We start from the raw sequence: 357 nt of genomic DNA, 5'->3' as shown, positions 1-357 counted from the left end.
CGCTGCGGGTCGAGTTCCCAGACGCCGATTCTTGCGACGTCGAGGGCGAGTTTGAGGCGTTCGCTTTCGACGGCGAGGTCGTCGCGCAGTCCGAGGGCCTCGGTGACGTCCGCGAAGACGAGGGTTGCGCCGGCGACGGAGCCGCCGGACAGGCGGTAGGGGCTGATGTTGAGGTGCCAGACCGGGGTGCCGCCGCGGGCGACGGCCTGCATCTCGACGGGCTCTCCGGTGTCGATGACGTCGCGGGCGGCGGCCTCGATCGCGGCGAAATCCTCGAAGGTGCCGGGCAGTTCGGTCAGCGGGCGGCCGCGGTCTGTGTCGCGCATCGGAAAGACCTTCTGCGCCGCGCGGGTGAAG

1 protein-coding gene is annotated in these 357 nt (G+C 70.9%); it reads right to left on the bottom strand.

The window, feature by feature from the left end; genetic code table 11:
* The coding region (locus CVV76_RS24510) for a PAS domain-containing protein (protein WP_233193163.1) at nucleotides 1-326 on the bottom strand (326 nt) is incomplete at its 3' end.
* Nucleotides 327-357: the final 31 nt, after the last annotated feature.

It is taken from the genome of Acidimangrovimonas sediminis (assembly GCF_002871005.1).
GTDB classification, from domain to species: Bacteria; Pseudomonadota; Alphaproteobacteria; order Rhodobacterales; family Rhodobacteraceae; genus Acidimangrovimonas; species Acidimangrovimonas sediminis.
This window is presented reverse-complemented; position numbering and strand designations above follow the sequence as displayed.